This window comes from Dolichospermum sp. LEGE 00246, from assembly GCF_015207865.1.
Classification (GTDB): domain Bacteria; phylum Cyanobacteriota; class Cyanobacteriia; order Cyanobacteriales; family Nostocaceae; genus Dolichospermum; species Dolichospermum heterosporum.
In genome coordinates, this window is record NZ_JADEWA010000028.1 from 1 (window position 1) to 24240 (window position 24240).

22 protein-coding genes, 1 tRNA gene and 1 pseudogene are annotated in these 24240 nt (G+C 40.2%); 15 read left to right on the forward strand and 9 right to left on the reverse strand.

Annotated elements, in window-relative coordinates:
• Positions 1-56 precede the first annotated feature (56 nt).
• Positions 57-614: a Uma2 family endonuclease gene (locus tag IQ228_RS03445; RefSeq protein ID WP_053540480.1), complete on the forward strand. Its 558-nt coding sequence runs from the start codon at positions 57-59 to the stop codon at positions 612-614.
• A 65-nt stretch (positions 615-679) separates the two neighbouring features.
• Here the strand turns inward: IQ228_RS03445 and IQ228_RS03450 are convergent.
• Positions 680-790: pseudogene (locus IQ228_RS03450) on the reverse strand (transposase); the annotation flags it as partial.
• A gap of 490 nt (positions 791-1280) precedes the next feature.
• On the opposite strand from IQ228_RS03450, the gene cobN reads away from it, so the two are divergent.
• Together cobN and IQ228_RS03460 are read left to right on the forward strand one after the other, a co-directional pair.
• The gene (gene cobN / locus IQ228_RS03455; RefSeq protein WP_193962165.1) at positions 1281-5015 is read left to right on the forward strand and encodes a cobaltochelatase subunit CobN; all 3735 of its coding nucleotides are present in this window, start codon (positions 1281-1283) and stop codon (positions 5013-5015) included.
• Between the two features lie 19 nt (positions 5016-5034).
• Positions 5035-6012: a peptidoglycan-binding protein gene (locus IQ228_RS03460; RefSeq protein ID WP_027404554.1), complete on the forward strand. Its 978-nt coding sequence runs from the start codon at positions 5035-5037 to the stop codon at positions 6010-6012.
• 206 nt (positions 6013-6218) lie between these two features.
• Here IQ228_RS03460 and IQ228_RS03465 read toward each other — a convergent pair whose 3' ends face one another.
• The 4 genes from IQ228_RS03465 to lipA form a co-directional block, all read right to left on the reverse strand.
• Positions 6219-6674 (reverse strand): Fur family transcriptional regulator, encoded by a 456-nt coding sequence (locus IQ228_RS03465; protein WP_027404555.1) that lies wholly within the window; start codon positions 6672-6674, stop codon positions 6219-6221.
• A 226-nt stretch (positions 6675-6900) separates the two neighbouring features.
• Positions 6901-8133, reverse strand: coding sequence for an RNA polymerase sigma factor SigC (sigC, locus tag IQ228_RS03470; protein WP_027404556.1), 1233 nt, complete (start codon positions 8131-8133; stop codon positions 6901-6903).
• 548 nt (positions 8134-8681) lie between these two features.
• Positions 8682-9653, reverse strand: a complete 972-nt coding sequence (locus IQ228_RS03475) for an NAD(P)H-dependent glycerol-3-phosphate dehydrogenase (RefSeq protein ID WP_027404557.1) — start codon at positions 9651-9653, stop codon at positions 8682-8684.
• Positions 9654-9680: 27 nt separating this feature from the next.
• On the reverse strand, positions 9681-10550 hold the full coding sequence (lipA, locus tag IQ228_RS03480) for a lipoyl synthase (RefSeq protein ID WP_193962166.1): 870 nt from the start codon (positions 10548-10550) through the stop codon (positions 9681-9683).
• A gap of 177 nt (positions 10551-10727) precedes the next feature.
• On the opposite strand from lipA, the gene IQ228_RS03485 reads away from it, so the two are divergent.
• The 8 genes from IQ228_RS03485 (at position 10728) to hsdR (ending at position 17489) form a co-directional block, all read left to right on the forward strand.
• Positions 10728-10801: transfer RNA gene (locus IQ228_RS03485), tRNA-Pro, on the forward strand.
• A 457-nt stretch (positions 10802-11258) separates the two neighbouring features.
• Positions 11259-11810 (forward strand): type I restriction-modification system subunit M N-terminal domain-containing protein, encoded by a 552-nt coding sequence (locus IQ228_RS03490; RefSeq protein WP_228043667.1) that lies wholly within the window; start codon positions 11259-11261, stop codon positions 11808-11810.
• The gene (locus tag IQ228_RS03495; RefSeq protein WP_193962167.1) at positions 11713-12678 is read left to right on the forward strand and encodes a YhcG family protein; all 966 of its coding nucleotides are present in this window, start codon (positions 11713-11715) and stop codon (positions 12676-12678) included. Before IQ228_RS03490 ends, IQ228_RS03495 begins: the two co-directional genes overlap by 98 nt.
• The gene (locus IQ228_RS03500; RefSeq protein ID WP_228043668.1) at positions 12668-13312 is read left to right on the forward strand and encodes a restriction endonuclease subunit S; all 645 of its coding nucleotides are present in this window, start codon (positions 12668-12670) and stop codon (positions 13310-13312) included. The genes IQ228_RS03495 and IQ228_RS03500 overlap by 11 nt, the downstream gene beginning before the upstream one ends.
• Positions 13282-13449, forward strand: a complete 168-nt coding sequence (locus IQ228_RS26375; RefSeq protein ID WP_228043669.1) for a restriction endonuclease subunit S — start codon at positions 13282-13284, stop codon at positions 13447-13449. The genes IQ228_RS03500 and IQ228_RS26375 overlap by 31 nt, the downstream gene beginning before the upstream one ends.
• A gap of 359 nt (positions 13450-13808) precedes the next feature.
• A complete protein-coding gene (locus IQ228_RS03510) occupies positions 13809-14855 on the forward strand; it encodes a YhcG family protein (protein ID WP_193962168.1) in 1047 nt (348 codons plus the stop codon).
• A 61-nt stretch (positions 14856-14916) separates the two neighbouring features.
• Entirely contained in the window at positions 14917-15129 is a 213-nt protein-coding gene (locus tag IQ228_RS03515) for a hypothetical protein (protein ID WP_027404561.1), read from the forward strand.
• 8 nt (positions 15130-15137) lie between these two features.
• Complete coding sequence (gene hsdR / locus IQ228_RS03520; RefSeq protein ID WP_193962171.1) at positions 15138-17489, forward strand: EcoAI/FtnUII family type I restriction enzme subunit R; 2352 nt, start codon at positions 15138-15140, stop codon at positions 17487-17489.
• A 384-nt stretch (positions 17490-17873) separates the two neighbouring features.
• Here the strand turns inward: hsdR and IQ228_RS03525 are convergent, their stop codons facing one another.
• Entirely contained in the window at positions 17874-20228 is a 2355-nt protein-coding gene (locus IQ228_RS03525; RefSeq protein WP_193962169.1) for an arylsulfatase, read from the reverse strand.
• 1004 nt (positions 20229-21232) lie between these two features.
• On the opposite strand from IQ228_RS03525, the gene IQ228_RS03530 reads away from it, so the two are divergent.
• The 4 genes from IQ228_RS03530 (at position 21233) to IQ228_RS03545 (ending at position 23003) form a co-directional block, all read left to right on the forward strand.
• Positions 21233-22075, forward strand: coding sequence for a hypothetical protein (locus IQ228_RS03530; protein WP_027404565.1), 843 nt, complete (start codon positions 21233-21235; stop codon positions 22073-22075).
• Positions 22076-22184: 109 nt separating this feature from the next.
• Positions 22185-22349 carry a hypothetical protein gene (locus IQ228_RS03535; RefSeq protein WP_173401728.1) on the forward strand — a complete coding sequence of 55 codons (165 nt, stop codon included), beginning with the start codon at positions 22185-22187 and terminating at the stop codon, positions 22347-22349.
• Between the two features lie 41 nt (positions 22350-22390).
• Positions 22391-22621, forward strand: a complete 231-nt coding sequence (locus IQ228_RS03540) for an AbrB/MazE/SpoVT family DNA-binding domain-containing protein (protein ID WP_027404566.1) — start codon at positions 22391-22393, stop codon at positions 22619-22621.
• Entirely contained in the window at positions 22614-23003 is a 390-nt protein-coding gene (locus IQ228_RS03545) for a type II toxin-antitoxin system VapC family toxin (RefSeq protein ID WP_201769174.1), read from the forward strand. The genes IQ228_RS03540 and IQ228_RS03545 overlap by 8 nt, the downstream gene beginning before the upstream one ends.
• Before the next feature lie 15 nt (positions 23004-23018).
• On the opposite strand, the gene IQ228_RS03550 is transcribed toward IQ228_RS03545, so the two are convergent.
• The 3 genes from IQ228_RS03550 to IQ228_RS03560 are packed head-to-tail and all read right to left on the reverse strand — an operon-like array spanning position 23019 to position 24041.
• Positions 23019-23456: a YidH family protein gene (locus IQ228_RS03550; protein WP_027404567.1), complete on the reverse strand. Its 438-nt coding sequence runs from the start codon at positions 23454-23456 to the stop codon at positions 23019-23021.
• 42 nt (positions 23457-23498) lie between these two features.
• The gene (locus IQ228_RS03555; RefSeq protein WP_027404568.1) at positions 23499-23840 is read right to left on the reverse strand and encodes a DUF1622 domain-containing protein; all 342 of its coding nucleotides are present in this window, start codon (positions 23838-23840) and stop codon (positions 23499-23501) included.
• A gap of 48 nt (positions 23841-23888) precedes the next feature.
• Entirely contained in the window at positions 23889-24041 is a 153-nt protein-coding gene (locus IQ228_RS03560) for a hypothetical protein (protein WP_193962170.1), read from the reverse strand.
• Positions 24042-24240 lie beyond the last annotated feature (199 nt).

Below are 24240 nucleotides of genomic sequence, written 5' to 3' on the forward strand. Positions count from 1 at the left end.
ATTTAATATATTCCCTAGTTTTATCCATCTCAATTAAAATCCAAATAGAGGTGACAATGGTTTTACAATTAGTCAGACACCAATTTACAGTTAAGCAATTTCACCAAATGGCTGAATCTGGGATTTTGTCAGAAAATGATAGATTAGAATTAATTCGGGGGGAAATGATTGATATGTCACCTATTGGCAGAAGACACGCTGGTTGTGTCAATAGATTAGTTAATTTGCTGATTCAGCTTCTCGGAAAGCAAATAGTGCTTGCACCTCAAAATCCTGTAGAATTGGATGAAACCTCTGAACCCCAGCCAGATATAGCATTATTAAAACCACGTCCAGATTTTTATAGAAATTCACACCCCCAACCAGAAGATATATTTTTGTTAATAGAAGTTGCTGATACAACGGTAAAATATGATCGGGAAGTGAAAATTCCTTTATATGCAGAAGCAAATATTCCTGAAGTTTGGTTATTAGATGTTAATCAAGAGGTTGTAGAAGTATATCGAAATCCTCTCCAGGGAGTTTATCAAGATGTACAGAAGTTAGTCAAAAATCAAATTTTATCAATTTTAGCTTTTCCTGATGTGCATATTAATGTGACTGAGGTATTTTAATAATCATCTTTATTTGTAGTCTATTAATATGCGGATCACCATTTTTTTCGGCTCTTGCGCTACTTTTATGGAGAATTAATACTAAAGTGCCAGTTTAATAAACTGCGTAATCTGAAATTGCTAAAGTTGCGAAAGCCATATCCAAGTCGTTTAATAAGTTTGAGTTTATTATTCATAAGAATACCCGGTAAGTGGGAAACTCAGTGGCTTGGCTCCCTGAGAGGGAAACGACACGAGTCGCTTGTATCTCAGGTCTAAAGACACTGAGCTTTACGCTTACCGGATGCTCTTGTAAGAGTTTGACATTTAAGAGATTAGTATTAGGGAACACCAAAAAATAAATTACCCAATTTTGTGGGATGGCCATCCTGCCCGTCCTTGATGGTTAGCGGGCAAGATGCCCGCACCACAAAAATTTTTGGGTATTTTTTTAATTGGAAGTCCCTTAAGTAACAAATAAAAAAGCGAGAATCGCGGATTATATGGATTACGCTGATTACACAGATTTTTTTCATTTGCTAAGATAACCAAAATCTGTGTAATTCTTTAATCCTTAGAATCCGCGATTCTCACCTTCTCTGAAAATATGTTGATACCAAGGAGACTTCTAGTCAGCCAAAACTTTTAAAACATCCTCTAAAAATTTCCATCATTAAATTACCAATTATGCACAGAATCAGCGCCACACCAGGCGGATTAAATCAGTCTGAAGGTTTATTTTTCCTCGAACAAACTCCTGCCCCTTTCGTATTGATTACAGCAGCCGATACTGATATTCAAACTCTAGCGGCTGTAGTTCCTAAATTACCTAGTCAATTCCCCGAAATCAGGGTAGCCAACTTATTACAACTACAGCAACAAATAAGTATAGATGCTTATAGTGAACAAGTTTTAGAATCCGCCCAAGTTATTGTGCTTCGTCTCATAGGAGGAAGTTCATACTGGGCTTATGGTTTAGAAGTCGTACAAGAAATTGTACAACGTAATGGCACAACTCTAATTGTCATGCCAGGAGATGACGGACTTGATTTTGATTTAATTTCCAAATCTACGGTTTCTCAAGAAATCGTCCAGAAGATTTGGCAATACTTTCAAGAAGGTGGTACAGAAAATTTCCTCAATGCCTTGCAATTTATTGCTGATACATCCTTATCAACGGCGTTTAATCCCCCACAACCACAACCTGTTCCCCGCGTAGGATTGTACGAAAGAAGTCAGGATGTAGGGGCGCAGGGAATGCGCCCAGTCAGGAGTCAGCCTAAAGTGGGGATTTTGTTTTATCGCGCCCATTATTTAGCAGGAAACACTAAAGTTATTGATGCTTTATGTAATGCTTTGATAGAGAAAAATTTACAGCCTGTACCAGTTTTTGTTTCTTCATTGCGCGAACCTGGTGTTAGTAGTCAATTATGTGAATTATTAGCAGCAAAAGATGATCATTCTGTTAGCTTGTTGATGAATACCACCAGTTTTTCCCTAGCAAGTTTAGAAACAGAAACACCACAAACCGAACTTTGGGAAAAATTAGATGTCCCGGTTTTGCAAGTAATTCTTTGTGCTAGTTCCGTTGAACAATGGGAATCAGAATCACAAGGTTTAACACCCCGTGATATTGCCATAAATGTGGCATTACCAGAAGTAGATGGGCGAATTATTAGTCGGGCTGTGTCTTTCAAAACCTTACAAACTCGGAATAATAAACTAGAAACCGATGTCGTAGTTTATGAACCCGTGAGCGATCGCATTCAATTCGTCGCCCAACTGGCTGCAAACTGGGTAAGATTGCGGGTAAAGCCGCCCCAAGAACGCCGTATAGCCCTAATTTTAGCAAATTACCCCAACACCAACGGCAGGCTTGCCAACGGCGTAGGACTGGACACTCCTGCTAGTTGTGTAGAAATTCTCAAAGCCTTAAAGTTAGCTGGTTATGAATTAGGAACTATTCCCGAAACTGGAGACGAATTAATTCAAATTCTCACATCTAGCGTTACCAATGATCCCGAAGGAAAAGATTGGAAACCAATAAATCAAAGTTTGTCAGCAGCAGAATATCAAAACTATTTTTCCACCCTACCAATAAATATCCAAAAACAAATTATTGCCCGTTGGGGACAACCTATTTTAGACGCAATCCCAAATTGGGCGGTTTCTGGAATTCAATTTGGTAATGTTTTTGTTGGTATTCAACCATCACGAGGTTACGATCTTGATCCTAGTTTAAATTATCACGCCCCCGATTTAGAACCAACCCATAATTATTTAGCCTTTTATGATTGGGTACGAGAATCTTTTCAAGCAGATGCCATAGTTCATGTAGGAAAACATGGCAACTTAGAATGGCTACCAGGAAAAAGTGTCGCCTTATCTAATACTTGTTATCCAGAAATTGCCCTGGGACCAATGCCCCATTTATATCCATTTATTGTTAATGATCCCGGAGAAGGTTCACAGGCAAAAAGACGCGCCCAAGCCGTAATCATTGATCACCTCACACCACCAATGACAAGGGCAGAATTATATGGACCATTGCAACAAGTAGAAAACCTAATTGATGAATATTACGAAGCCGAAAGTTTAGATCCTTCCAGATTACCAACAATACGCGATCGCATTCAAAAACTCGTCATCCAAGAAAACCTGTACAAAGACTTAGGAATCACCAACCCCGAAGACATCGCCAACTTTGAAACCCTGATTTTAAACTCCCTAGACGGTTACTTGTGCGAACTCAAAGAAGCCCAAATCCGCGACGGCTTACACATATTCGGTCAATGTCCCCAAGGAACCCAACTACGAGACCTAATAGTAGCGATCGCCCGCATCCCCAACCGCCATTCTATCGGCATTACCCGCGCCATAGCCAAACAGTGGCAAATAGACATAGACCCCCTCACCGACAACTTCTCAACCCCCCTCTCTGCGCCTCTGCGCCTCTGCGAGAGACTTAAATCCTGCCACATCATCGGCGATGTCGTCGAACTCCTAGAAATAGAAGCCGCCCATTTAGTAGAAGAAGTTATCTCTGGGCGCAGACCCTGCGCCCCTACGGATTGGATCAGCGACAAACTCCTCCCAGCCCTACAAAAAACCAACCAAGAAACCACAAACCTCCTACGGGGACTTGACGGAAAATATGTTCCCAGCGGGGCTTCTGGCGCACCCACCCGCGGACGACCCGAAGTTCTACCCACAGGTAAAAACTTTTACGCCGTTGACATTCGCGCCATACCCACAGAAACCGCCTGGGACATTGGCAGAAAAGCCGCTGAAACCCTGATTGAAACCTACACCCAAGAACATGGAGAATACCCCCAAACCCTGGGTTTATCAGTGTGGGGAACAGCCACCATGCGGACTGGTGGTGATGATATAGCCGAAGCCTTAGCTTTACTTGGTGTGCAACCCGTGTGGGATGGTGCAGCAAGACGAGTAGTAGATTTTGAAATTTTACCCTTGGCGATTATCGGTCGTCCCCGTGTGGATGTCACCCTAAGAATTTCCGGGTTTTTCCGGGATGCTTTCCCCAATTTAATCACTTTATTTGATCAAGCAGTGAAAGCCGTTTCAGCTTTAGATGAACCACCAGACCAAAATCCCTTAGCAGATACAGTTCGTCAAGAAACAGCACAATGGACTCAAGAAGGTTTATCTTTAGAAGTAGCCCAAGAGCGATCGCAATATCGTGTTTTTGGTTCTCAACCAGGGGCTTATGGTGCAGGACTCCAGGGACTAATAGCCTCCCAAAACTGGGAAAATGATCAGGATTTAGCCCAAGCTTACACAAATTGGAGTGCTTACGCCTATTCTTCTAGTGAGGGAACAGGGAACAAAAATGCAGAAGCCTTTGAACAACGCTTAAAGCAAATGCAAATCGTCCTCCACAATCAAGACAACCGAGAACACGATTTACTCGATTCCGACGATTATTATCAATTTCAGGGTGGTTTAACCGCAGCCGTGCGTTCTCTCCAAGGTAAAAATCCCCAAACCTACTTTGGCGACAATTCCAACACATCTCAACCCAAAATCCGCCAACTTAGTGCCGAAATTGCCAGGGTTTATCGTTCCCGCGTCGTTAATCCTAAATGGATAGCTGGAGTCATGCGTCATGGATATAAAGGTGCATTTGAAATGGCTGCAACCGTAGATTTTCTCTTCGCTTACGATGCTACCGCCCAATGTGTCGAAGATTATATGTATCAAGGTGTTGTAGAAGCTTATTTAGAAAATGCTACCGTTTGTGAATTTATTCATGACAAGAATCCCTGGGCATTACGCGATATTGCAGAAAGATTACTAGAAGCCAACCAACGCGGTTTATGGCAGGATGTGAATATACAAACCCTCGAAAACCTCCGCAATTTGGTGCATCAAGCAGAAGCAACTATCGAAGAAAAATAATTTCATTTAGGAACTGGATATGGAAAATCTTGCGTATTTACATTTAGCTTTTGCCAATCAAGACGAAGAAACCACTGAGTTAATATCCCTCAGTTCTTTATTCAAAACAACAGCCGCACCAAATTGGCAACTCTTTTCTAGTAGTGCGTGGAAATACATGATTCCCCTGGCTCTAACTATATCTATTTTGAATAGTGTTAGTAGTGTTTTCGCCTTAGAAAAAAATGATAACGCTGCTACCGTAAACAGTCTCCGACAAAATGAAATATCTCAAATTAAAACCGCCAATAATCAAGTTATCAGTACAGCCCCAATAACCCCCACTACCCCAAATAATATTATTTCCGTGAATAACAAGCGCAAAGACCCCAATCTCCTCAGCAAAGGTGATGAAGGTACGGATGTCAAAGTTTTACAAGAACGCTTGAAAATCGCTGGTTTTTATTATGGTAATTCCACAGGCATTTTTGGTCCAATTACTCACGAAGCAGTAAAAAGATTCCAAAAAGCTTATCAACTCACAGTTGATGGTGTTGTCGGTAAATCCACACTAGCCAAATTACCAGATGTTACCGATGAAAATCAAACAACTACTTCTCAAAAATTAGATCACCCAGATATACTTAGTTTAGGCGATCGCGGTGAAGCCGTCAGAATTCTCCAAGCACAATTAATCACCGCCGGATTTCTCCAAAATCAGCCCAATGGTTACTATGGTTCTAACACAGTTGATGCCGTAAAACGCTTTCAAAAACAACACAAACTAGAAATCAATGGACTGGCTGGACAAACTACCCGTTCTAAGTTACACAGTTTAGTTAAAAACTCTGCCAAAAGTGATTTCACCACTCTAGAAATCCAAAGACGACTACAGGAAAAAGGTTTCTATAAAGGTCAAATCAACGGCATGATGGCATCTGATACCAAAAAAGCAATTAGTCGCGCTCAAGAATTTTATGGTATCAGTCTCAAAGATATTAAAAGCGGAAGTTTTTAATTCCCGCTTTCTCCAAATCATCAGATTCCCCACGAATTGATTCATCCTCCAAATTTTGGGCTAGTACCGCAGAATGGAAGTCAAAAGTCAAAAGTCAAAATTAAGACTGCATAGGCTTTTTGGCTTTTGGAAATGGTTGGTTTATTTACGCCGTGCTGTACTAGTAATTGGTAATTACTCTTGCCTTTCGCCTCTTGCCTTAGTTATTAAATTGGCATCAACGCTCTTTGACACTTAGGACAAACGGCATGGATTGTCATTTGACAATCTAATAAATGAAACCCCTCTTTTTGGGCTGTTTTTCCGCCAATCTTTAAAACTGAGTCATTCTTAAACTCAATAGTCGAATTACAGCGAACACAAATGAGGTGATGATGGTGATGGGGATAAGGCTGATTAATTTCATAATGTTTATGCCCTTCACCCAATTCCAACTCCCGCAAAATCCCCATTCTCGCCATTAACTTTAAAGTGCGATAAATAGTTGATAAACTAATCCCTTCACCATCAGTTTCTAAACGATGATATAGGTCTTCTGCACTTAAATGTTCACCTTGCGGGAGTTCCTGAAAAATATGTAGAATTGTTTCGCGCTGTGGAGTTAAACGCCAGCCACGGTCGTTTAACTCTGCTTTAAGTGAACCAGTTGTGTAGACAGTCATACTAAATTTTCTCAACAAAGCTCATTAATTGAGAATATAACAAATATTTGGCTCGATTTGCAACAATCACCGCTTATTGAGAATATTTGCTAGTGGTCAGTTGTCAGTGGTCAGTTGTCAGTTGTCAGTTGTCCGTTGTCAGTTGTCCGTTGACTCTTACCTATCACCTATTACCTATCACCTATTACCTATCACCTATTACCTATTACCTATTACCTATTACCTTCTAACTTAACGACTCTAGATAGTCGCGGACTAGGTTACGACGTTTAGGTTGGCGAAGTTTTTGTAAAGCCTTGGATTCAATTTGTCTGACCCTTTCCCGTGATAAATCAAGGGCGCGACCGATTTCTGCTAAAGAGTAGGCATGACCATCGGACAAGCCAAAGCGCATCGAAATAACATCCCGTTCTCGACTGGTTAAATCATCAAGAAGATTATGCAAATCCTTATGTAAAGATTCTCGCATTAACATCTCCTCTGGGGTAATCGTATCAGTCTCCAGTAATTCTCCTAATTCAGTATCTTTATCCTTCCCTACCTTCGTTTCCAAAGACACAGACCGAGGAACTCTCAATAGCACTTCCCGGACTTGGATAGCTGTCATATCCAACTCAATGGCTAGGTCTTCTAAAGTTGGAGTGCGACCTTTTTCTTGGGCAATTTTCCGTTGCGCCTTTTTAATTTTGTTGAGCTTTTCGGTAATATGGACAGGTAGGCGAATAGTGCGGCTAGAAGTAGCGATCGCCCTGGTAATACCCTGACGAATCCACCAGTAAGCATAGGTACTAAAACGATAACCCTTTGTAGGATCAAACTTCTCAACTGCTCGTTCTAAACCTAAAGTCCCTTCTTGCACCAAATCTAACAATTCCAAACCCCGATTTTGGTACTTTTTGGCAACAGATACCACCAAACGCAAATTCGCCTTAATCATGTGCGATTTGGCTTGTAGTCCTTGAGTTTGAACTTGCTCTAGTTCTTCAACTGTTAAATTAGCAATTTCCGCCCAGCGTCTTTTCCCATTGGCTAAAGTCGGCTTAAGATCAGGTAAATTTATCCCCGCAGTAGTCGCCCAGCGTTCCAAAGAAGGGCGGTGTCCTAGTTCTGATGTCAACCGCTCCTGTACCTCCATTAACCGGGCATAAGGGACAATTACAGCGTCTCCCTCAGTGGCAGCAGCACCAAGCAATAACCGCATCCGTAAATATCGCTGTACTTTTTGGGCTTCAGCAACTTCCTCATCTCGTCCTAATAAGCGGACTCGACCAATTTCTTGCAGATAGAGTCGTACCAAGTCTGTGCTACGTCGGCTAGTTTGCGCGGCTAAGGCTAAGTCTGACTCAACAGCAGCCATATCTAAATCTGGCAAATCATCATTATTGATTTCAATATCCAAGGGTGAACTAGGATTTTGCCCTTCCTGGGCGGCATTTTTATAAAAAGATGTTGCTGGCATGATGTCTCAAATGGCTCCAGTTAACAATAGATTACGGTCAGCTAAAATTACGGTCAGCTAATCAACTGTTGCTATTCCGTAATTTCGTCATGAAATAACATAGTTTGGGCTTCAGTGTACAATTCTTTGCAAAACTTTGTACTAGTCCAAAGATGTCGAAGAGAAGAAAACTTAATTTATCAGCTTTTGGACTGTTTTAACTGGATAGTTATTTTCACCACAGTGTACTAGGTTGGAAAAATACATTCTTAATCAGTTGTTCGTTACTAGTAGTTGTGTAATTGAATAAATAGCTCTGCAAATCTTCAGTCAGAGTTTCCATTAGGAGTTACCTAGTCAATATTACCATGTTTAAAGATATTGACGGTTATTTTTTTAACTGTTCATTAACATACATTTAGTTGTAATGATGTTTATAAACTACATAGTCATATTTACATCACTCAAAAAGTAATTTCCTGACAATTTGATAAATTTCTTCCAGGGATTTTGCGGTAATCGTTTAATTTCAATTGCACACCTTACACTATCAGCATTTCTCCCCCTATTTACCATATTTGTTCTGTAGGAAAATTATCAAATTCGGGCTTGATGTCTCGTAACATCAGTTTATCTAATGCAAGTCTTGGTGTAACTTCTCCTTCCAGCAGTTGGTAAACTTGCTCGGTAATGGGAATAGCAATGCCTTGTTGTTGGGCGATTTCCATTAATACCCGACAAGTGTTCACACCTTCGGCTGTGCCTGGAAGATTTGCCATAACCCCTTGCAACGTTTTTCCATTTGCTAATTGATAACCAACTTGATAATTGCGACTTAACGGGCTGTTGCAGGTTGCTAATAAGTCCCCTAGACCGGATAAGCCATAAAATGTTTCCGTTTTTGCGCCTAAACTCTGACCTATTCGTACCATTTCGGTTAAGCCACGAGTGACTAAGGCAGCTTTGGCATTCGTTCCTAAGTGTAACCCATCACATACACCTGCGGCGATCGCTATCACATTTTTCAGTGTTCCCCCTAATTCTACGCCCACAGGGTCAGGATTAGTATAAACACGAAAGCGACTGGAAGAAAATACTATTTGGACGGTTTGGGCGGCATTGGTATTTTTACTGGCTACTACCGTTGCTGCTGGTAATTCCTGGGCAATTTCCTGTGACAAATTCGGACCTGATAAAACCACCACTGGATGATCAGGAAAAGCTGCTTGCCAAATTTGCGAAGGTGTGTATGTAGTGTGTGGTTCTAGTCCCTTTGTTGCGGTGACAAAGATTGTCTGTGGTGATAGGGGCAAACCCTGCACCCTAGAAGCCACATCTCTCACCCCTTTCATGGAAATAGCCGACAAGATTACTTGAGCATTTTTATCCTCTAATACTTTTTCTAGAGGTTGGCAGTCAGAACGTGACCATAAATGCACCTGATTACCATTAATTGCTGCTAATTTAGCCAGGGCTTTACCCCAAGCACCCCCACCAAGAATAACGACAGATTTTAAATTTTGGATTTTGGAATTGGTCATTAGGGTAAAATAACAACTGACAACTGACTATCTGGGGTAACGTTTCATTAATTCTCTGACCTGCTCTGCATGATAGGAGCTTCTTGTCAATGGTGAAGAAACAACTTGTAAAAATCCTAGTTCTTCGCCAAAAGTTTGCCATGCTGCAAATTGTTCTGGTGTTACGAAGTTAGATACTTGTAAGTGTTTTTGACTGGGTTGGAGATATTGCCCAATTGTCAAAATATCACAATCCACTTTTCGTAGATCTTCCATAACTTGGCGAATTTCCGCATCTGTTTCACCCAAGCCGACCATGATACCAGATTTAGTGTAAGTGCTGGGAGAAATTTGGCGAGAACGTTGTAATAATTCCATTGTCCGCTCATAATTTCCTTGGGGACGCACACGGCGATACAAGCGAGAAATGGTTTCTGTATTGTGGTTAATTACTTCTGGTTTCCCTTGCAGAATTATTTCTAAAGCTTGCCAATTACCGCATAAATCGGGAATTAATACTTCAATAGTAGTATGAGGCGAAATTTCATGAATAGCATTAATACAGTGGACAAACTGAGATGCACCACCATCTGGTAAATCATCTCGGTTGACGGAAGTAATCACGACGTGATTAAGCTGCATCCGTTCCACTGCTTTCGCTAGTCTTGTGGGTTCGGTGGGATCTAATGCTTGGGGTTTCTTTTCAAAGTCAATGTCACAATAAGGACAAGCCCTGGTGCAAGCTGGACCCATAATCAAAAATGTGGCAGTACCCGCGTTAAAGCATTCCCCAATATTGGGACAGGAAGCTTCTTCGCAAACAGTATTCAGGGCTAAATCCCGTAAAATCTCTTTAACGTTACCAACACGCTCCCATTGAGGTGCTTTCACTCTCAACCAGTCTGGTTTTACAGTCACAGTCTACTTTTACCATTTTAGTTATACAAATCTTATGGTAGCAAGCAAAGACCTTTGTAGAAGAGAAAAAATTTGTTATTTTGTTACTAATTGTGGTATTGTGGATTTATACTGCCATCTTTTTGGAAAATTGCTCTACTTGGGATCTCCCCAAGACCGTATTTTCCGCTTTTGTGCCGGGATGTGGCGCAGCTTGGTAGCGCACTTCGTTCGGGACGAAGGGGCCGCTGGTTCGAATCCAGTCATCCCGATTTTTAGCCCCTAAAATGCCTGATATTTTGCGAAACTCAAACCTCCATCTCTCTATAAAATTGGGATTTGGAGTGGCAAAACCAAGCGTTAGGTATGATTTCAAGACTTGTGTGTACACCGTAGTTGTAAAGGGGAGGGAACTGGATTTTTATTGTTTCCCCCCTTTCCCCTTGTAAAGGGTGGTAGCAATGTGATGAAAATTAGGGAATACCACTTTTAAAACATCCTCTAAGTAATTGGACAAAAATATTTACAGTCATTGCGAGGGAAGGGAAGCAATCACAACCCTGGCGATTGCTGGATTTCACTTCGTTCCATATGGCTAACGCCACGCAAAGCTTACGCAATGACATTGTGTAATTAATTCTGTCTCACTACTGACAATAATTTATTTAACCTTGTAGGTGTAAAATTTAAGTCCAGCTATTAATAATAAAAATTCTAGAATAAAGCTAAATGTTTGAGCAAACTTTTAAGAATATTGATGATGTTCTCTGGAAAGAGGCAGGTTGTACTACAGAATTAGATTACACTGAGCAAACTTCTTGGCTGCTGTTTTTGAAGTATTTGGATGATTTGGAGCAGGAAAAGGCAGAAAAAGCGGAGTTAACGGGGGAATCATATCAGTTTATCATTGATGAAACCCATCGTTGGTCTGTTTGGGCTGCACCAAAAGATCAAGATGGTAAATTAGATCAAAATCATGCGCTGACTGGTGATGATTTGATTGATTATGTCAACCGCAAGTTATTTCCATATTTACAGGGTTTTAAGGAACGGGCGACTAGTCCAGATACGATAGAATATAAGATTGGCGAGATTTTTAGCGAGATTAAAAATAGGTTTCAAAGTGGTTATAGTTTGCGAGATGCGCTGGAATATGTTGACGAGTTAAGATTTAGATCGCCAATTGGCAGCTTTACGCAGTGTAAATCGGGAATTAGTGCGGCTATATTGGGAAATTGGCGAGTTAATTCATCACAAGCAGGAAACCCTGGGCTGGGGTAAGTCTGTGGTGGAAACTCTAGCGCGAGATTTACAAAGTGAGTTTCCAGGACGTAATGGGTTTTCGGCAAATAATCTCTGGTTAATGCGCCAGTTTTACTGTGAATATGTGGATAAGCCAAATCTCCAATTATTGATTGGAGAAATTAGCTGGACAAAGAATCTAGTGATTTTTGGTCGTTGTAAAGATGATTTGGAGCGGGAATTTTATCTCCGGGCTACGGCTCGTTATGGCTGGACAACGGCGGTGCTTAAACATCAAGTAGATAATAAGAGTTATGAGAAATATTTACTGAATCAAACTAATTTTGATGCCACTGTAACCGATGATATCAAGGCACAGGCGGTGCTGGCGGTTAAAGATAACTATACCTTTGATTTTCTGGATTTGGCGGAACAACATTCAGAACGGGATTTAGAGCAGTCTTTGGTGCAGAATTTACGGGGGTTTCTGTCTGAATTGGGGGGTGCGTTTGCGTTTATTGGTAATCAATATCGGCTGGAGGTGGGTGGTCAGGAATACTTTATTGATCTGCTATTATTTCATCGTCGGTTACGCTGTTTGGTGGCAATTGAGTTGAAAATAGGTGATTTTAAGCCGGAACATAAGGGCAAAATGGAATTTTATCTGGAGGCTTTGGATTGTCAAGAAAAGATGGAGGGTGAAAATCCGCCGATAGGAATGATTATTTGTCGCTATAAAAATAAAACGGTGGTGGAATATGCTTTACGAACGGCATCCCGTCCGATTGGAGTGGCGACTTATACGATTGTACCGCAGTTGCCTGATGCTTATCGTGAGCAGTTGCCTAGTCCTGAAGAGATTGCTGAACGGTTAAGATTATGGCAGGAGGGTAGTAATGATGAGTAGTGAAGAGATGGAATTGATAGTTAATAGTGGACGGTTGCCAGTGGGTTGGGAGATTAAAAAACTTTGTGATATTTGTGAAATAGAAAAGAATCAGGGTATTTATAATAATTTACCTTATGTTGGTATGGAAAATATTGAATCTAATACTGCTAAATTTATTGGTTCATATCAACCACAAACTGTAAAAAGTTCAACATTTAGATTCAATCATAATCATATATTATATGGAAGGCTTAGACCATATCTAAATAAAGTATTAGCACCAAATTTTCAAGGACATTGCTCAACTGAAATTTTCCCAATTAAACCTAGTGAATGTCTCAATAAAAATTTTCTTCTATATTGGTTATTAATGGATTCAACTGTAAATAATATCAATAAAACTTGCACTGGTGCAAGAATGCCTAGAGCCAATATGACTGCTGTATTTGAGTTTGATTTTCCACTTCCCCCACTTCCTGAACAAAAGCGGATTGTGGCGATATTGGATGAGGCGTTTGAGGGAATTGATAGAGCAATAAGCAACACTGAAAAAAACCTCAGCAATGCACGGGAACTATTTGAAAGTTATCTAAATTCTATTTTTAGTCAAAAAGGTGAAGGTTGGGAAGAGAAGAAGTTAGAGGATGTGTAACCCAACGCCTTGAAAATATCTACCGCCAAAAAATCGCTGCATTAAAAGAACTAAAACAATCCATCCTACAAAAAGCCTTTACAGGGGAATTAACAGCAGATAAAGGTATAACTGCAATGGAGGAAACAGCAGCATGATTATCTTAAAAAAGTGTTTTAGAGCAAATCGAGATCAGCAACTCGCAAATCTTGAAACCTTTGCGAAATCAACAAAAAAGTGTTTTAGAGCAAATCGAGATCAGCAACTCTCAATTCCTGAAACCCTTGCAAAATCAACAAAAAAGTGTTTTAGAGCAAATCTAATTACTAGAACTAGATCAAAGTGGTATTCATGTTGCCTCATACCTGACCGTGTTACCACCTAAAGAGTTGTTACAAGCTAAACTACAAGAAGCGATCGCCAAATATGAACAAGAAAATCAAATAGAAGATAATCCAAACTAAAACTACAAATTAAATTCAATTTACTCAACTACTATCAACTGTCAACTGTTCCTATGAGTGATGATTTAACGCAACCAAACGATCTCTTATTTCAAGAAATTCGGCAACTGATTGACACAGCAAAACAACGCGCCGCCATTGCCATAAATGCAGAAATAACCCTGTTATATTGGCAAGTTGGTAAACGCATCCACACCGAAGTTTTACAAGGTCAACGCGCTGAATATGGCAAACAAATCATTATTTCTTTATCTCAACAACTAACTCAAATCTATGGTAAAGGTTGGAGCGAAAAACAATTGCGGCATTGTCTACATTTTGCGGAAACTTTTCCAGATGATCAGATTGTCTCCACACTGCGGAGAGAATTAAGTTGGACACATATCAAAACTTTAATGTATATTGATGATCCCCTAAAACGAGAATTTTATATTGAAATTGCCCAGCTTGAAAAATGGAGTGTCCGCCAACTGCAAGAACGTATTAACTCCATGCTATTCGAGCGCACCGCCCTATCCCGCAAACCTGAAGAAACCATCCGCAATGATTTAGAGCAACTGCGCCAAATTCAACAGGTATCACCGGATATTGTACTAAAAGACCCTTATATTTTAGATTTTTTGAATTTACGCGATCGCTATCTGGAAAAAGATTTAGAAGATGCCATCCTCAGAGAAATTGAGCAATTTTTACTAGAACTAGGTGCAGGATTTACCTTTGTTGCTCGTCAAAAACGCCTACAAATAGACAACGATGATTTTTATATAGACTTACTATTTTATAACCGTAAACTCAAACGCCTTGTAGCCATTGATTTGAAACTAGGTAACTTCCAAGCCGAATATAAAGGACAAATGGAACTTTATCTGCGTTGGCTGGCTAAATATGATCAAGAACCTGACGAACAGCCACCGCTAGGGATTATTTTATGTGCAGGTAAAAAACAAGAGCAAATCGAATTACTAGAACTAGATAAAAGCGGTATTCACGTTGCCGAATATCTCACAGTATTACCACCGAAAGAGTTGTTACAAGCTAAACTACAAGAAGCGATCGCCTCTGCCCGTCGTAGATTGCCATATTCTCAAGATCAGCCATAATAAATACAGCACAACTTATTGATGATTAACCACTAACCTAAAATTTCCCAAAATTTAATTTATGTTGATTGATAAAATTATCCAAGAACTGCGAGACATTCCTGAAGATAAATTAGCAGAAATTTATGATCTAATTCACTACTTTCGCTTAGGTTTAAATCGAGAAACTGCCCAATCTCTCACAATGAGCGAAGTCGAATCGCGTACCCCTGGGTTATTAAAAGGAAAACTTGGTGAGGCATTTTTTGAACCCTTACCAGAAGAGGAATTCTAACAATGGGAATGAACGAAGCAGAAACCCGCGCCGAATTAATTGATCCCGCCTTAACTGCTGCTGGTTGGGGAGTAATTGAAAATAGCCGCATCCGTCGAGAAGTCATCGCCCCTGGACGCTTAATTGGCAACGGTAAACGGGCAAAAGCAGACATTGCCGATTATGTATTAGTTTATCGTGGTGAAAAACTCGCTGTTATTGAGGCTAAAAAACGCGATTTACCCGATACGGAAGGTTTAGCACAGGCGAAAAAATACGCCGAAAAATTAAAAACTCGCTTTGCATATTCTACCAATGGTGTGAGCATTTATCAAGTAGATATGCACACCGGAAAAGAAGGTTATATAAATCAATATCCCACACCCCATGAACTATGGGAAACCACCTTCCCTGCGACTTCGCTCAGGGAACAAGAACAAGAATGGAGCGATCTTTTTGTAACTATTCCCTTTGAAGATAAAAGCGGTACGTGGGAAGCCCGATACTATCAACATAATGCTATCAAATATGTTTTAGAGGCGATTGGCCAAGGACAAAACCGAATTTTATTAACCATGGCCACAGGTACAGGTAAAACCTTTATTGCTTTCCAACTGGCCTGGAAACTCTTCCAAAGCCGATGGAACTTGAGCTATAACCCCACACGCCGCCCCAGAATACTATTTTTAGCAGATCGTAATATTCTCGCAGACCAAGCCTTTAACGCCTTTTCTGCCTTTGCTGATGATGCCCTAGTTCGCATAGATCCGGAAACCATCAAAAAACGGGGTCGAGTTCCCAAAAATGGCAGCATCTTTTTTACAATTTTCCAAACCTTCATGACAGGAAAAGATGAAGAAGGTAAACCCACTCCCAAATTTAACGACTATCCCCCCAACTTTTTTGACTTTATTATTATTGATGAATGTCACCGAGGGGGAGCAAGTGACGAAAGCACCTGGCGAGGAATTTTAGAATACTTTTCCCCGGCGGTACAATTAGGACTAACTGCCACACCCAAACGTCAAAACAATGCTGATACCTACGCTTATTTTGGTGAGCCAGTTTATACTTATGCCCTGAAAGATGGGATTAATGATGGTTTTTTAACTCCCTTTAAAGTGAGGGAAATAGAAACTACTTTAGATGAATATATTTACAGCCCTGATGATGATGTACTAGCAGGGGCAATAGATGATGAAAAAACCTATACGGAAACCGATTTTAATCGCATTATTGAAATTGAAGAACGGGAACGCTATCGAGTGCAACTGTTTATGGAGGAAATAGATCAAAATCAAAAAACTCTTGTATTTTGTGCTAACCAAGATCATGCCCTAGCGGTAAGAAATTTAATCAATCAAATCAAGATTAGTAATAATCCTAATTACTGTCATCGAGTTACAGCCAATGATGGCAAATTAGGAGAACAACACCTGAAAACGTTTCAAGATAATGAAAAAAATATTCCTACTATTTTAACAACTTCGCAAAAACTTTCTACCGGGGTTGATGCTCGCAATGTGCGGAATATAGTCCTAATGCGTCCCATCAATTCCATGATTGAATTTAAACAAATCATTGGTCGTGGTACTCGGTTATATGATGGGAAAGATTATTTTACTATTTATGATTTTGTTAAAGCCTACGAACATTTTAATGATCCAGAATGGGATGGTGAACCCCAAGAACCTGTAAAAGTTACCAACCGAAAAGCACGGGAATTATCACCAAATACAGATGATAATAACCCAGAAGAGAGAAGCGAAAAAATAGAAGATACCACACCTAAAATAATTAAAGTTAAATTAGCAGATGGTAAAGAAAGAACTATTCAACATCAAATATCTACCAGCTTTTGGAGTGTAGACGGTAAACCCATAACCGCCGCAGAATTTATAGAAAAGCTCTTTGGTGAAATTCCCGAACTGTTTAAAAATGAAAATGAATTAAGAACTATTTGGAGTCGTCCAGATACAAGAAAAGCACTATTAGCAGGATTATCAGAAAAGGGTTATGATTCAGAACAACTCACACAAATTAGCTGTTTAATTAATGCTGAAAGAAGTGATTTATATGATGTTTTAGCTTATATTGCTTATGCTTCTGTGCCTATTAGCCGTCGGGAAAGGGTTTTGGCTCATAAATCGTTAATTTTCTCTAAATATGTAGGTAAACAACAGAAATTTCTGGATTTTGTGTTAGATCAATATATCAAAGATGGAGTAGAAGAACTTGATCGATCTAAATTACCCCAACTATTAGAGTTGAAATATCATACTGTTCATGATGCTATTAAAGAATTAGGTAGCGTTGCTAATATCAGTGAAGTATTTATAGGATTTCAGCAGTATTTGTATTCACAGGATATAGCAGCTTAATTGGGCAGGTTGCGACAATTAAGTAGGTTGGCGTTGAAAATTGTCGTTATAGCAAGGCAAGAGGCAAGCGTAAAGAAGTTTTCAGCGATTTTACGTTTCTTTACACAGTTTGGTTTTATTGTGTTCACCTACTTATAAGTAGTGAGACAGAATTAGTTACATAATGCTATTGCATTAGCGCAGCGTGGCGTTAGCCATAGGGAACGAAGTGAAATGAAGCAATCGCCAGGGTTGTGATTGCTTCCCTTCCCTCGCAATGACTGTAAATATTTTTGTCCAATTACTTAGCGGTTATCGCTAGGATGCAATACAATCTAGGGCGCAGACCCTGCGCCCCTACATTTAATGATAAGTGAGATCACTCACCCTAAAAAGTATTTATCCTTACTGTCGTGCCATAATAGTCCGCATTTCAGCTTCCCGATCTTGAATCAAATCGCCACTGACATCCACCATCACACTATAAATCTTACCCGTAAACTTAAAAGGCGGCTCATAATCCGGCGTAACAGGCGCACCAGGGGCAATTCCGCAGGTGACACCACTGGTCAAACCTAATGCTAAAGGAGTAGTTACAGGCACATCAATCTGCCCGACCAATTTCTCATCAATATACAATTGGCCGCGTCCTGGCGTTCCTTTTCCCTTGGCTAAATCTGGTTGTCCCGTAACTTTAAACTCAAAGCGCAACTGATGACGACCTACCGGCACAGATGACCCAGATTCAACATGATAGAGCGATCGCCCCACATAATTATGAACCCAGTGCAGTTTGCCATTTTGTACATAGAAAGAATAGCCACTATCATTTCCCCCATGAGCCAGTAATATCCCTTCTGCGCCACCTGGGGGAATCTCCACATCAGCCGTAATACTGTGGGGACGATTTAACACCCTTACCGCACTACCGGCGGGAATCGCTTGAGTATCAGGATAATAAACATAGCGGCTACGATTGACCGTAATTTGCGGGCGTTCTTCCGCCAGTCGTTGCGTGCCACGTCCATCCACAGGCAATACATTATACTTACCAGCCTCTACATACCAAGTAGCAATCATCTCAATCAACTTAGGGCGATTAGCAGCCGCAATATTGTGATTTTCCGCAAAATCTGAAGCGACGTGATACAGTTCCCAATGATGAGTATCCAAATCCGTTAGAGTTTCCGCCGAAATCGCCTCACCAAAAAACCGCCCCGCTTCTGTAAATGAAGGACCCGGCCAAGGACAAACCGCCCGCCAACCATCATAGTAAAGAGAACGATGTCCCATCATCTCGAAATACTGGGTCAGGTGCTTAGTAGGGGCGTTACTATGATTAAAAGTATGGGCAAAACTGACACCTTCAATGGCAGATTGAGTCACACCCTTAATGGTTGTCGGTGGTTCAATTTCCAGTAATTCCAGCACTGTTGGCACAAGGTCAATAGCATGAGCGTACTGAGTCCGAATTTCCCCTTTAGCCTCAATACCCTGACTCCAATGCACAATTAAAGGGTCACTAATTCCCCCTCGATAGGTTTCCCGTTTCCACCGCCGAAAAGGTGTATTCCCTGCCCAAGTCCAGCCCCAAGCATAATGGTTAAAGGTTTCGGCACTACCTAATTTATCTAATGCTTTGAGATTTTCCTCTAGGGATTCTGGCACATTGTTAAAAAACAGGTTCTCATTTACTGAACCAGTCGGACCCCCTTCCGAACTTGCGCCATTGTCCGAGATCACCATAATTACAGTATTCTCGAACTCACCGATAGATTTGAGGAAATCCAGTAAACGACCGATATGGTAGTCAGTATGGGTTAAAAAACCAGCATATACTTCCATCATCCGGGCATAAAGCCGTTTTTCGGCGGCTGGGAGAGTATCCCAGTGAGGAACATCGGGATCATGGCGAGAAAGTTCGGCATCTGCGGGAACAATCCCCATTTCCTGCTGACGGGCAAAAACCTTTTCTCTGTAGGCTTCCCAACCATCATCAAACTGTCCAGCGTAGGCATCAGCCCATTCTTTGGGGACATGATGAGGGGCGTGCATTGCTCCCGGACAGAAATACATGAAAAACGGCTTATTTGGGGCAACCTGCTTGGCATCAGCGATAAAGCTAATGGCTTTGTCTGCTAAATCTTCGGTTAAATGATAGCCTTCTGCGGGGGTCTTTTCTGGCTTAACGGTGTGGTTATCATAAACCAAATCTGGATAATATTGGTGGGTTTCTCCGCCCAAAAAGCCATAAAAACGCTCAAAACCACGACCCAGAGGCCAGCGATCATAAGGTCCTGCGGCTGAAAGTTGGTCTGAGGGGGTTAAATGCCATTTTCCTAACGCATAAGTGTTATAACCCTTCTGGAGTAATATCTCTGAGAGAAAGCCATTTTCAAAGGGAATATTTCCATTACCTCCGGGATAACCCGTAGACCCTTCTGTAATGCAGGACATGGCGTTAGAATGGTGATTGCGCCCAGTCAGCAAACAAGAACGGGTGGGAGAACACAGTGCCGTTGTGTGGAGATTATTGTAGCGCAATCCATTCGCGGCTAATGTGTCTAGGTTGGGTGTTTTGATGGGACTTCCGTAACTGCCAAATTGTCCAAATCCTGTATCATCAAAAACGATAAATAGGACGTTTGGTGTATTTTCTTTTGCTCGCAATGGTTCTGGCCAAGCTGGACTGGATTTATCAACTGTCCTACCGATGACTCCAGGGAAGGTAGTTCCAGGTTTGTATTCACGCAGAGACATAAATCTAAACTCTTGAGAATATTTAATTTTTAACAAAAACCCTGAAGTTCTATATCCTCTTTAGGAGGGGGTAATTTATAAATTCATGGACTGAATTACCATACTGAGAAAACTAATTAAGGGACTTCCAGTAAATAAATTATCCCATCTCAATAAATGAACAAACGAACCACAGAGGCACAGAGAACACAGAGAGAGAAGAAATAGAGAGGGTTTTTGGCAAAAAGGGCTATTTAGTTATGAAAAACATCACTCAATTAACTCAGCTAGAATTTGTTTTACTCAAAATAGTTGACAAACGAACAGCTCATGTGTAAAATGAAATTACATAACCTAAGATAGCCCAACTATACAAAATGCTTTCAGAAGACCAGCCTAGGACTAATACTGAGTTTGGGGATATTCTAATCAAGATAATTAAGAATCCTTGTATCCCTGAATCAAAAGACCTGCTTATACACGAAAAACCAGCATTTGGCTATAGATTACAGAAAAGCAAACTCTCCGATAAAGAATATTCCTTAGAGTTCATAAAACTGCTATATGAGGATACGGATAGCTGAAATGTCGGTTTTGATTCAGATTCCTCTCTAATTATCCAAGGATGATCAGCTAAAACATAATCCCACTTTTTTTAACTCAGGAATCACTAAAATCACTGATTCTTTTTTTTCGTCAGACACTGATGGTACTGGAGATGCAGACTGTATTAGCCTAGCCATTTTGTCTAGTAAAATATTTTTTTCTTATTTCTTTGAAAATTTTAATAACATATGTTATCCTCTAGAGGAGGGGTTAAAACAGCCTAAAATGTTTGGTTCATGTGTGGTTATGGCAACCAATGGATCTCAAGGTAGCTTTAATTCTGATGAACTTAGAGATTTTGGGAAATCCTGTTTTTTACAACTGATAGACCACCTCCGAGGGAAGGTTTGACTACAGACCAACGCATCAAGTAAGACAATCACCCATTGAAACAAATCACCTAATTGGAGTAAAATACAATGACCACAGACCAACCAAAAGAAACAGAATTTGGTGAGTTATTAGTCAAAATAATAAAAAAACCATATATTCCTGTTTCAAAAGAAGTATTGGTACATCCCAGTCCAACACCTAATAAACCTGGACAACCTCACAGACTAAGACAAAGCAAGCTGTCCAATCATGCCTATGCAGAAGCTAGGGAAAAATGGACTAAAATAATTGCTGAACGTAACTTATACCCTGACTCTCATGGACTATCTTATGATCTGTTCATGAAGATGTTACGTGACTTATATGGCTGTGACGACGTTCGAGATCCTGAAATGCCCATAACACGCGAAGCTGTGAATCATCTAGTCCATACTGGCAATCCTTGGATTAAATCTAAAGCCGCTGCTACCGTTCAGGATTATAATTTGCAATTTATTTGCTGCTTTACTCAGGAACATAGTTTTGCTGAGTTAAAAGCATTAGGTGAGAACGTAGTGGCGGAATATCATAATCTGCGACACACTACTAAAATTGTTGAACCCGTGAAGCCCAGTTTAGATTTTTCACTACCGCAGAACAATATATCCGAAGAAGACCTTTATATGAGCCATAAAGGTAAAATAACAGATGATAAAGAGAGTGCAAATAGTTTGCGATCACTTATCTGGAATACTTTGATAGAAAAAGGAAGAGATTATTTTCTATGCGCTGGTATTTCAGCAGAAGAAATTTTAACTTTGATTGCAGAAAAAGACCCACCAATCCGTTCTTCAACTATGAGAAGTCTGTCATCACTTCTAGGCTTGTCTTTAGAAGAAGTATTAAACTTACTTACTAAGGATACAGATAATCTAAATGTCGGTTTCTAATTTTTTAACCCAAGGATGACCATTTAGAATAGAGTCCCACATAACTTTCTAGAGGCTATGAACCTGTAATCATTTGTAATCCTGAATAACTTATAGAGAGGTAAAATTTATGTGGGAAGATCCAATTGTGGAAGAAATTCGTCAAACGATGGAAGCACATTCTCAACAATTTAACTACGATTTAAAGGCAATTTATCAAGATTTAAAAGCACAAGAAAAGAAAAGCAAGAGACAATTTGTGTCTTATACTCCCAAAAAGATTAGTTTAGTTTAATCAGAACAAGGAATTACAGGATTAAATCAGGAGCAATAAAAATGCAAATAACCAAAGATGGAAGCATTACAATCCCACTGGATATTCAAGAAGAGCTAGGATTTTTACCGGGTACTGAGGTTGAGTTAAAAATTATGGGGAATAAATTACAACTTCAGAAAAAAAATAGTCCCACCAGAGAGGAGACTTTAATCAATCTTATGCGAGGAAAAGCCACCACCCATCTAACCACTGACGAAATTATGGAAATCACTCGCTCCACTTGTGACTGATATTTTAGTTGATAGCAATATTATTCTCGATATTATTACCGAAGACCCAAATTGGTTTGAATGGTCATCCCTGCACCTCATAGAATGTGAAAGTAGAGGAAATCTCCTCATCAACCCCATCATCTATGCAGAAGTCTCTATTGGTTTTGTCCAACTAGACGAACTTGATAGCGTCATCCCCCCAAACTTCTTTCAGCGCGAACCCTTACCTTGGGAAGCTGCTTTTCTTGCAGGTAAAGCATTTCAGCAATATCGTCAGAGTAAAGGCGATCGCCGTTCCCCTCTACCAGATCTTTATATTGGAGCTCATGCAGTCATCCGACAAATTCCCTTACTAACTAGAGATGCAAAGCGAGAACCTATTTTCCTAACTTACAGCTAATTGCACCCTAAATCTTTATAAATTTATTGCCCGAATTAGTACACCAATAAAACTAACTAAGCCAATTACCAGTAAAGCCACTCCGATAATTTCCACACTGTGAGAGGTTTCGTAGGTATAGCGATTATTTTGAATTTGTTTAAGTAACTGACGGTGTTCTCTCAAGCCTAAAACCATTCCCAACATTCCTGTCACAATAAAAGACAGTCCCACAATCACTGAAAATCTGACTGGGTTAAGATGATGACTAATGTGAGTATTTTCGATCGCCCTAACGATAGTGGGAATACCAAAACCAAAACCAATTAAGGAAAGACAGGTGCGTATCCACGCCATTAATGTGCGATCTGCGGCTGCCCGACTGCGGTATTTAGCTAGTTCTGTTCTATCTGCTGCTAAATCATTGGTAGACAACTGTTCAGGTGTTTCTGGGTTTATGGGTGGCTGACTCATTGTGGTAAGATGTGCCTGTAAATTACTTCTGAATAATTACTTTTATTGTTGTTTATTGAGTTCTTGACTCAGAAAATAATTAAGGAAAGTTCTAATTAAGGCAACTATTCCTAGTTTTCCTAGAGACTCAAAGGTTGAATGGTAGGTTGTAGAAAGAATATCTGCTCCTAATTGAAACTCTAATGCCAGCACTAGCCAAATTCCAAAGTTGAGCCGGATTTGCAGAAATCGGTTTTGACCATAATTATGGTTTCGAGTAATCGCTATTTTTCCGGTTTTTAATACACCCAATAAAATACAAAAGACAGAAATTAATTCTAGTAAGAATTTGAGCAAAGTCACGAAAAATGCTAACCCGCTCTCTAGCTGTTCAAATAATACCATAATTTAGCTTTTTTCTCACTTAGAACCCACATTCCGCACCCTAAACTGTCATATAACGAAAATTGGTCGTTTGGGGATTTGGGATTGGCGAACTGCTTGCAGCAGCGCTTCGCTATCGCTATCTGAAATTTCCCAAATTCTGCATAAAAACTGTCCTCTAAGGTATTCAAAAATCCGATAGCGGAGCGTGGCGTTAGCCATAATTACCGATTGTAACACCAGGGGGTGCGGAAGGTGGGTTGAAAAATTGCATTTATTAAGAGGATGTTTGAAAAGTCGTATCCCGTAATTTTCATCACATTGTTACCCCCCTTTCCCCTTATAAAGGGGGGTAACAATAAAAATCCAGTTCCCTCCCCTTACTAAGGGGAGGGTTAGGGTGGGGTAAAAAATATTTGAT

Excerpts from the sequence above, each read along its gene's own strand:
- IQ228_RS03445 (WP_053540480.1), top strand. The coding sequence starts at position 57 with ATGGTTTTACAATTAGTCAGACACCAATTTACAGTTAAGCAATTTCAC.
- cobN (WP_193962165.1), top strand. The coding sequence starts at position 1,281 with ATGCACAGAATCAGCGCCACACCAGGCGGATTAAATCAGTCTGAAGGT.
- IQ228_RS03460 (WP_027404554.1), top strand. The coding sequence starts at position 5,035 with ATGGAAAATCTTGCGTATTTACATTTAGCTTTTGCCAATCAAGACGAA.
- IQ228_RS03465 (WP_027404555.1), bottom strand. The coding sequence starts at position 6,674 with ATGACTGTCTACACAACTGGTTCACTTAAAGCAGAGTTAAACGACCGT.
- sigC (WP_027404556.1), bottom strand. The coding sequence starts at position 8,133 with ATGCCAGCAACATCTTTTTATAAAAATGCCGCCCAGGAAGGGCAAAAT.
- IQ228_RS03475 (WP_027404557.1), bottom strand. The coding sequence starts at position 9,653 with ATGACCAATTCCAAAATCCAAAATTTAAAATCTGTCGTTATTCTTGGT.
- IQ228_RS03490 (WP_228043667.1), top strand. The coding sequence starts at position 11,259 with ATGTTTGAGCAAACTTTTAAGAATATTGATGATGTTCTCTGGAAAGAG.
- IQ228_RS03500 (WP_228043668.1), top strand. The coding sequence starts at position 12,668 with ATGATGAGTAGTGAAGAGATGGAATTGATAGTTAATAGTGGACGGTTG.
- IQ228_RS03510 (WP_193962168.1), top strand. The coding sequence starts at position 13,809 with ATGAGTGATGATTTAACGCAACCAAACGATCTCTTATTTCAAGAAATT.
- IQ228_RS03515 (WP_027404561.1), top strand. The coding sequence starts at position 14,917 with ATGTTGATTGATAAAATTATCCAAGAACTGCGAGACATTCCTGAAGAT.
- hsdR (WP_193962171.1), top strand. The coding sequence starts at position 15,138 with ATGAACGAAGCAGAAACCCGCGCCGAATTAATTGATCCCGCCTTAACT.
- IQ228_RS03525 (WP_193962169.1), bottom strand. The coding sequence starts at position 20,228 with ATGTCTCTGCGTGAATACAAACCTGGAACTACCTTCCCTGGAGTCATC.
- IQ228_RS03530 (WP_027404565.1), top strand. The coding sequence starts at position 21,233 with ATGACCACAGACCAACCAAAAGAAACAGAATTTGGTGAGTTATTAGTC.
- IQ228_RS03535 (WP_173401728.1), top strand. The coding sequence starts at position 22,185 with ATGTGGGAAGATCCAATTGTGGAAGAAATTCGTCAAACGATGGAAGCA.
- IQ228_RS03540 (WP_027404566.1), top strand. The coding sequence starts at position 22,391 with ATGCAAATAACCAAAGATGGAAGCATTACAATCCCACTGGATATTCAA.
- IQ228_RS03550 (WP_027404567.1), bottom strand. The coding sequence starts at position 23,456 with ATGAGTCAGCCACCCATAAACCCAGAAACACCTGAACAGTTGTCTACC.
- IQ228_RS03555 (WP_027404568.1), bottom strand. The coding sequence starts at position 23,840 with ATGGTATTATTTGAACAGCTAGAGAGCGGGTTAGCATTTTTCGTGACT.
- IQ228_RS03560 (WP_193962170.1), bottom strand. The coding sequence starts at position 24,041 with ATGGCTAACGCCACGCTCCGCTATCGGATTTTTGAATACCTTAGAGGA.